This window comes from Parashewanella hymeniacidonis (assembly GCF_016900895.1).
Classification (GTDB): domain Bacteria; phylum Pseudomonadota; class Gammaproteobacteria; order Enterobacterales; family Shewanellaceae; genus Parashewanella; species Parashewanella hymeniacidonis.
The window spans coordinates 39,404-46,492 of record NZ_JAFEUN010000023.1 but is presented as its reverse complement, the minus strand read 5'-3'; the positions used below and the strand labels follow the sequence as shown (position 1 = coordinate 46,492).

The 7,089-nt window shown below is 40.9% G+C and carries 10 protein-coding genes; 1 reads left to right on the top strand and 9 read right to left on the bottom strand.

The annotated features are described in order from the left end of the window. Window positions 1-148: 148 nt before the first annotated feature. Window positions 149-355 carry a hypothetical protein gene (locus JQC92_RS06780; RefSeq protein ID WP_239480430.1) on the top strand — a complete coding sequence of 69 codons (207 nt, stop codon included), beginning with the start codon at window positions 149-151 and terminating at the stop codon, window positions 353-355. Window positions 356-415: 60 nt separating this feature from the next. Here JQC92_RS06780 and JQC92_RS06775 read toward each other — a convergent pair whose 3' ends face one another. From JQC92_RS06775 to moaD, 9 genes are all read right to left on the bottom strand, one after another. Then, window positions 416-1,063: a TIGR01621 family pseudouridine synthase gene (locus JQC92_RS06775; protein ID WP_204998940.1), complete on the bottom strand. Its 648-nt coding sequence runs from the start codon at window positions 1,061-1,063 to the stop codon at window positions 416-418. Between the two features lie 15 nt (window positions 1,064-1,078). Next, complete coding sequence (locus JQC92_RS06770) at window positions 1,079-2,359, bottom strand: sensor histidine kinase (protein ID WP_338049497.1); 1,281 nt, start codon at window positions 2,357-2,359, stop codon at window positions 1,079-1,081. A gap of 25 nt (window positions 2,360-2,384) precedes the next feature. Then, window positions 2,385-3,062: a response regulator transcription factor gene (locus JQC92_RS06765; RefSeq protein ID WP_129946194.1), complete on the bottom strand. Its 678-nt coding sequence runs from the start codon at window positions 3,060-3,062 to the stop codon at window positions 2,385-2,387. Between the two features lie 8 nt (window positions 3,063-3,070). Continuing rightward, window positions 3,071-3,589 (bottom strand): hypothetical protein, encoded by a 519-nt coding sequence (locus tag JQC92_RS06760; RefSeq protein ID WP_204998938.1) that lies wholly within the window; start codon window positions 3,587-3,589, stop codon window positions 3,071-3,073. A gap of 256 nt (window positions 3,590-3,845) precedes the next feature. Next, window positions 3,846-4,907 carry a sulfate/molybdate ABC transporter ATP-binding protein gene (locus JQC92_RS06755; protein WP_204998937.1) on the bottom strand — a complete coding sequence of 354 codons (1,062 nt, stop codon included), beginning with the start codon at window positions 4,905-4,907 and terminating at the stop codon, window positions 3,846-3,848. Beyond that, window positions 4,894-5,568 carry a molybdate ABC transporter permease subunit gene (gene modB, locus JQC92_RS06750; RefSeq protein ID WP_204998936.1) on the bottom strand — a complete coding sequence of 225 codons (675 nt, stop codon included), beginning with the start codon at window positions 5,566-5,568 and terminating at the stop codon, window positions 4,894-4,896. Before modB ends, JQC92_RS06755 begins: the two co-directional genes overlap by 14 nt. 26 nt (window positions 5,569-5,594) lie before the next feature. Next, window positions 5,595-6,407, bottom strand: a complete 813-nt coding sequence (gene modA, locus JQC92_RS06745) for a molybdate ABC transporter substrate-binding protein (protein ID WP_204998935.1) — start codon at window positions 6,405-6,407, stop codon at window positions 5,595-5,597. Further along, complete coding sequence (moaE, locus tag JQC92_RS06740; protein WP_420851301.1) at window positions 6,379-6,837, bottom strand: molybdopterin synthase catalytic subunit MoaE; 459 nt, start codon at window positions 6,835-6,837, stop codon at window positions 6,379-6,381. The genes modA and moaE overlap by 29 nt, the downstream gene beginning before the upstream one ends. Beyond that, window positions 6,837-7,088 (bottom strand): molybdopterin synthase sulfur carrier subunit, encoded by a 252-nt coding sequence (moaD, locus tag JQC92_RS06735; RefSeq protein WP_204998933.1) that lies wholly within the window; start codon window positions 7,086-7,088, stop codon window positions 6,837-6,839. The genes moaE and moaD overlap by 1 nt, the downstream gene beginning before the upstream one ends. Window position 7,089 lies beyond the last annotated feature (1 nt).

Here is a 7,089-nt window from a genome sequence, read left to right as displayed (position 1 = left end):
AAAGCTACGGTCTTTGAGATCGAGTGGTGATCTTGAAAAATATTGGGAGTATCACAAACAGCAATCGAAACAGAGATTATATGAGTGTGATTAAACACGTCGGTGTAAAAGACCCACACCCAATCTAATTTTTATAGAATCATTCAATGTGAGCAGAAAATGGCGGATAAGTGCAAGCAAACCGATTTATAAGTGCAAGCAACTCCAATTAGCTGAGTATTCATTACGTGGGATTGATACTCCCATTGGCGTTTCTTATTACGAATTAACTCGAGCTCTGCCTGAAACTCTGAAATCCAGTCTCCCAAGTATTGAAGAGATCGAAATTGAGTTAAGCTCTGATTTAACTGGCTGATAAAAAACAATAATTTAACTTATCTAAGAAGCTTAACGTAGGTTTTCGTACCGTTGGGCTTTAGACCCCTAATTGTACTTTTAAAGACTCCCGTTGAAATTCCTCTCCTAATGAAGGTAAGCAAACGTATTGATAGGTCAGTTTATTAAATTGAAACTTCAATGCATAGGCATGTAGGTAGCAACGATCACTTTGCTGTTTTCCATATAAATCATCACCTAAAATGGGCACACCCAAACTCGATAGTGCGACTCTGAGTTGGTGAGTCCGTCCTGTATCAGGTTTTAATAAATACAGTCTTAGCCGTTCAGCAATTGTGTGACTGTAAAACTGAGTGATGGCAGGGTTTGCTTTGGTATGAAGTAATTTGTGCATGCTACGGCGAGACTTTGTCATATCACCAATCACCCATCCTTGTTTCTTTTTCGGTTTCCCTTTGGCAATGGCTAGATAGTATTTCTCAGTGAGTCGCTGTTTGAATTGCTCAGCCAGTTGATTGGCCGCTGCTGAGGATTTTGCGAGCAGCAATAGCCCTGATGTTGGTGTATCTAAACGATGAACAGGGAACAGAGACAGATCATAATCTGCCTCAACTTGAGCAACCACACCAGCAGAGCCATTTTGGCTATGAAAATGTACATTTGGAGACTTATTAATGACGATGAAGTGTGGTTCATCAGCCAGAATCTGATAATTAGAGTTTTGCATTAGTTTGAATAATTGTTAGAAATCTATGGTTACACTTAGCCCGGGGTTGTTATCACTGAGCTTAACCGTTGCATTATGACGGGTTAAAATGGCTTTTACCATAGACAGACCGAGCCCTGTACCTTTGTGATGTCGACTAGGGTCAAGTCTCACTAAACGGTCAAATACTTTTTCTTTATGCTCGTCTGGAATACCGGGTCCGTTATCAACAATTTCAATACGATTGGCATTTTGACGAATTTCAATCGTGGCATTTGTTCCAGAGTATTTAATCGCATTATCCACAAGATTAAATAAGGCTTGAAACAGCAAGTGCTTATCTGCTTGTACTGAAAATTCACGCCCGAGATTTAGTAACAGAGTCTGTTCGTTCACTTCTGCTAATGCTTCAGCCATATCTCTTAAATCATGACATAAGTGGTGGAGCTCAATAGGTTGCTTCTCTAATGCTAATTGCCCTTCTTCAATTCGAGTCAGAGATAACATGGCATCAAACGTACCTAGACAATGGTCAAGTTCTTCAAGGAGTTCAGCGCAATGATCAGGCAAATCATCCGTAGGACTATTGATGAGCTGCTCAATACCAATGCGTAAATGAGACAAAGGTGTTCTTAAGTCGTGGGCAATATTGTCGGTAATTCCTCGAATGGCTGTGAGATTATTTTCAAGCGTGTCGAGGACATTATTAAACTTTTGCGCAAGGATATCGAACTCATCATTACGCCAGCTTACAGGTAAACGCGTATTGTAATGACCTTGTTCAATTTGTTTACTGAGACGGTTGTAATGGATTAATCGCCTCAAAATGGCTTTAGAGAATAAGAACCCCAGCGCTAATGCAAATACCACTGTAAGCATTACTGCTGTGGCTGAAGCACTTACAAACTTATCGATTAAGGACGCAAAGTGATCAGTTCGAGATGCAATAAGTACTGGGCCATAACGAGTTTTGACTAAGCCACCCGTTAAGATGTGAAGCTTGTCAGGCCCTGCTGTGAGAATTGGGAAATCTTTGGTTCTTGGCAAGTAAGGCATTTCATCGGGCATGAAACTGAGTGCACCGATGACATTATCACCATTTTTCCATGCGACTAAAGCTGCTTTTGAGTCTGTGGCCTCAATTTGGCGTGCAAAATTTTGGCGACTGACTGATTTTGCCAGTTGCTGATAACGTTGAACTTCTGCTTTTAAGCTTTCAGTAACCTGATATCGTTGTTCTATAACCAACTGCTGATAAAGCGCAAACAGTAATGCGCCAATAATCAGAGTAACGAGTACAGAAAAAACAATGGTGATTCGCCAGGCACTACTTTGATAAGGGTTAATTCCTCTGCCGTAAGCGATAACCTGCACCTCTTACCGTTTCAATTAATTCACCGTGGCCGAGCTCTTCAAATTTACGTCTCAATTTAGCGATATGAACATCGATAACATTGGTGCGAGGATCAAAATGATAATCCCAAACCGCTTCGAAGAGTAAGGTACGACTGATGACCTGATTAACATGTTCCATGAGATATTTAAGCAATTGAAACTCTTTTGGCTGTAACATGATTTCATGTCCATCCAGTGTGACATTACGTGTAAGAAGCTCCATTTCTAATGGACCTGCACGCAAATGAGTTTGCATTGGTTGAGTATGACCGCGTTGCATTAACTTTTCGCAACGAACCAGTAATTCAGAAAACGCAAAAGGTTTGGTCATGTAATCATCACCACCCGCACGTAAGCCTTTGACTCTTTCATCTACATGGCTCAGAGCAGAAAGAAGCATAACTGGTGTTTGATTACCTGTTGCTCGTACTGCCGCTAATAATTTTAAGCCCCCTAAACTAGGAAGCATTCTATCGAGTACGATGAGATCATATTGATTGCTGGTGGCTAATAAAAGCCCTTGATGACCATCACTTGCCGTCTCAATATTGTGACCTTGTTCTGTAAAACCTTTGACAATATAGTCCAAAGTAGTTGCATCATCTTCAACCAGTAAGACTTTCATAACACTCCTTAGTACCATTTCAATAATGGTAACGGACGCAGTTTCTCTACATCAAAAGCTAGCCGATATCGTCCATTATTATCGATCAGCTTTAATTCAAGATAGCTAATGCCTAGATCATGATCCAGTTCTGCGTTTAATAAATGCACAGAATTTTTATGTATAGCTAATTCTACAAGCTCAGAAAATAATAGTTTATTTTTAGAAATAAAGTTGATTGCAGCTAATTCTGAATGTTTATCAGAATCATAAGTGGTTGCTTTACGCTTTATTAATACGCCATCAACGGCACAATATTCGAGTTGAGTGACCGTATGTTTTTTGGGATCTAATACTGTAAATAAGTAACGCATAGGCGAATTATTAGTATCAATCGCAAAATGGGTAATGACCCCTGATGTACTATTCTCAATATTCCTCATCGTATCAATTGGATTCTGAAATGGTGTTTGAGTTAGTACAGATAACAAATTAGGAGCCGCAGTGGCAATACTACTGTAAAGCAGCAAACAGATAAGCCAACGCATTTTCTTCTCCCCGATTTTCGTGCTCTATTTTTTGTTATTGAGCATGAACCAATCAATCTCTTAATGAATTTTTGTTCGCTGAAAAAAGCGTTGAAAAGTGACCTTCAAAAAGTGACTGACAAACATAGACGAAGTTAGTCTAACTGTAGACACTTTAATTCCATATTTCGGGGAGATTAACAATTGATCATCTTGACTGTTTTTGTCATAACGCATAAATAATTTAGATGATCTTGACTTATTAATTTGTTGATATTTATATTGTTTTTATTGTGTTTGGGTCAAACGCCCAAATCAAGGGTGTATCTAAAGATATTTCAACCTCTTGCTCAATATCAAGCTCGATCACAGAATCTGTGCCGATCACTTGTGCTAACAATCGACGTCCATCCCTAATTTGGAAAAAAGAGATGGGCCGAAGTTGCAACGAAACACTGTGTGAAGAAGTGTGTTGTCCGAATCTACTCGGTAATATGCACGTCGTCAATTGTTGCGATTGTGTAATACATTGAGCTGGTATGGTCAGTTGTTGTTCACCGAAATGTATGCTGTAGAGTCCTTCGCTTGATGGCTTGATTTTGCTTATTGGCACTAAATTCTTTAAGCCAATTTGTTTAGCTACTAATGTTGAAGTGGGTGACGTTAATAGTTGTTGGGGGGTACCCTGCTGAATGATATAGCCTTGATCAATAATTAATATTTTATCGGCCAACAACATGGCTTCATGATAGTTGTGTGTGACTAGAATCACAGGGCATTCAATGGCTGATTTAAGTTTTAACAGCTGCAAATGCAGTTGTTCTTTCGTTTGATTATCGACTGCAGAAAAAGGCTCATCAAGTAATAGGAGTTGAGGTTCTCTGGCTAATGCCCGAGCCAAAGCTACGCGCTGTTTTTGTCCGCCAGACAGTTGTATCGGACGTTTATCTTTATGTTGCCATAAACCGACGTTTTCTAACCATAACTTAGCTTGAGTGAAACGATCTGGTTTAGGCAAATGCTTAAGTGCAGTAACAATGTTATTGATGACCGACTGATGTTCGAATAAACCATAATGTTGCGGAACATAGCCGATGAATCGTTGCTGAGGCGAGAGTTGTATTTTAGAATCCAACCAAACATTGCCATTACAACGAATTTCTCCTCTAGCTTTGGTGGCAATGCCTGCTAGGGCTTTTAAGAGAGTACTTTTGCCTGCACCTGAAGGACCTAAAATCGCAATGACATCGCTGGAGCTTGCTGTAAATTCAGCAACAACAGGAAAAGGCTCTGATATGCGAACCTTGCATGATAAGTGAGGCTGATCAACTGCGGTCATGTCTTATTCCCACTCTTTTGGATAAGTGTGTCGTTATTGCCAGCGTAAGCACTGCAAATATCAACAACAGGGCAGACATTAAACCTGCGGCGTGGAAATCAAAGGATTGCACGCTGTCATATATTGCGATGGATAAGGTTTTGGTTTCTCCAGCAATATTGCCACCAATCATAAGTACGACACCAAATTCACCTAACACGTGCGAAAAGCACAATACTATTGCAGTAATCACACCAGGCCAAACAAGTGGCAGTTCAATATGGATTAATGATTGCCAGCGGTTTAAACCACAACAGGCTGCAGCTTCTCGAACGTCTTCAGGAATAGACTCAAACGCCCTTTGAATTGGCTGCAGTGCAAAAGGAATATTGATGATGAGAGATGCGACAACCAAACCGGAGAAGTGAAACACAAGTTCATTGCCTAATACAGATGAAAGTAGTTGCCCTAACCAGCTTTGTTGGCCAAACCCAACCAGCAAATAATAACCGATGACGGTAGGTGGAAGAATCAATGGTGTCATTGAAATCGCTTCAACGAAGGCCTTACCTTTAAATTGTTTAAACGCCAAGGCTCTGGCACCGATAATAGCCAAAGGGATCAATAACAACGTCGTAATGCTACTGAGTTTTAAGGATAAAAGTAGAGCTTGCCAATCCATCGATAGGAAATGCCTTTTATAAACGACTAATGTGATTTCAGTGTAGGTATATCGAACCCGTACTTTCTAAGTGTATCTTGTGCTGTTTGAGATTGCAGAAATAAAAAGAACTTTTTGGCAACGCTGTCCGCTTTATTCGTCAACACCATTGCTTGGTGGAGTGGCTGATGCAACTCAGGAGCAAGTGCAACATAGTCTACTTTACTGCTGTAATTGGGCGCTTTAGCCAACGAAAGTGCAATAATGGCACCTTGAGTTGCATTTGAAAGAGCAAACTGTGCAGCTTGCCCAACATTTTCACCCATAATGAGTTCCTTATGCAGCCTTTTCCATAAACCTTGATGTTCGAGCGCTTGTTTCGCAGCCAGACCATAGGGCGCATGTTCTGGATTTGCAATTGCAAAACGAGACAACTTACCTTGAGTCAGTAACCGAGAAACACCTTGAAGCTCTGGATCGAGTGTGAGTGGCGAATCTTTGGCTTTGACTAACGCTAAGCGGCCAATAGCATAAATTACGCTTTGACCTTGGGTGAGTCCTTGTTGCGTTAACCAATCAACATAATGTTGATCAGCACTGATGAATAACTGAAAAGGCGCACCGTGTTTTATCTGCTGAACTAATTGCCCTGAAGAGCCATAGCTTAAGCGAATCTGCATACCGGATTGTTGCGTAAATTGCTTTGCAATATCGTTCATAGCGAAACGCACGTTGGCGGCAGCAGCAATAGGAGGAACTTGCTGTGAGAGAGAAGTCGCACTGAAAGTTAAAGCAAAAACGGCAATGAAGAGTCGATAAAACCAAACTAATCTATTGCCATTGAAGCGTCGCATGTTCATCGCTGTCTCTTGCATCAACCCATTTATCGCCTGCATCTGTTGCCTCGAGTTTCCAAAAAGGGGCTTTAGTCTTTAAAAAATCGATCAAAAACTCACAGGTGTCAAATGCAGCTTGTCGATGAGCACTGGAAACACCAATGAAAACGATCTGCTCACCAAGTGACATCGTTCCAATGCGATGAATGATGGTGATGTGATTAACATCCCAACGCTGACGAGCTTGCTGTGCGAGTTTATGTAGCACTTTTTCCGTCATGCCTGGATAATGTTCTAATGTCAGCTGACTCACTTCGCTACCGTCATTAAAGTCACGTACTTTTCCAACAAAGGTAACCAATGCACCATCAGCCTGATCTTGGCTTAACTGCTGATACTCATCGGCTACCGAAAAATCAGCTTGTTGAACTTCAACCTTAATTGTCGACACGATTAGCCTCCAGTCACAGGCGGAAAAAAAGCGATTTCGTCACCGTCTTTGATAGTCTGATCTAATGAACATAACTCTTGATTCACGGCGACTAATAATTTGTCTGATGAAAGCGTGCTGGCCCACTTAGCGCCACGCTCGCATAGTTTTGCTCTTATTTGCTCGGCATGTTGCCAATCGTCTTGATACTCAAGTTCAAGCTTAGCTTCACCAAGACGTTCTCTTACTTGTGCAAAAAATAAAATCGTAATCATA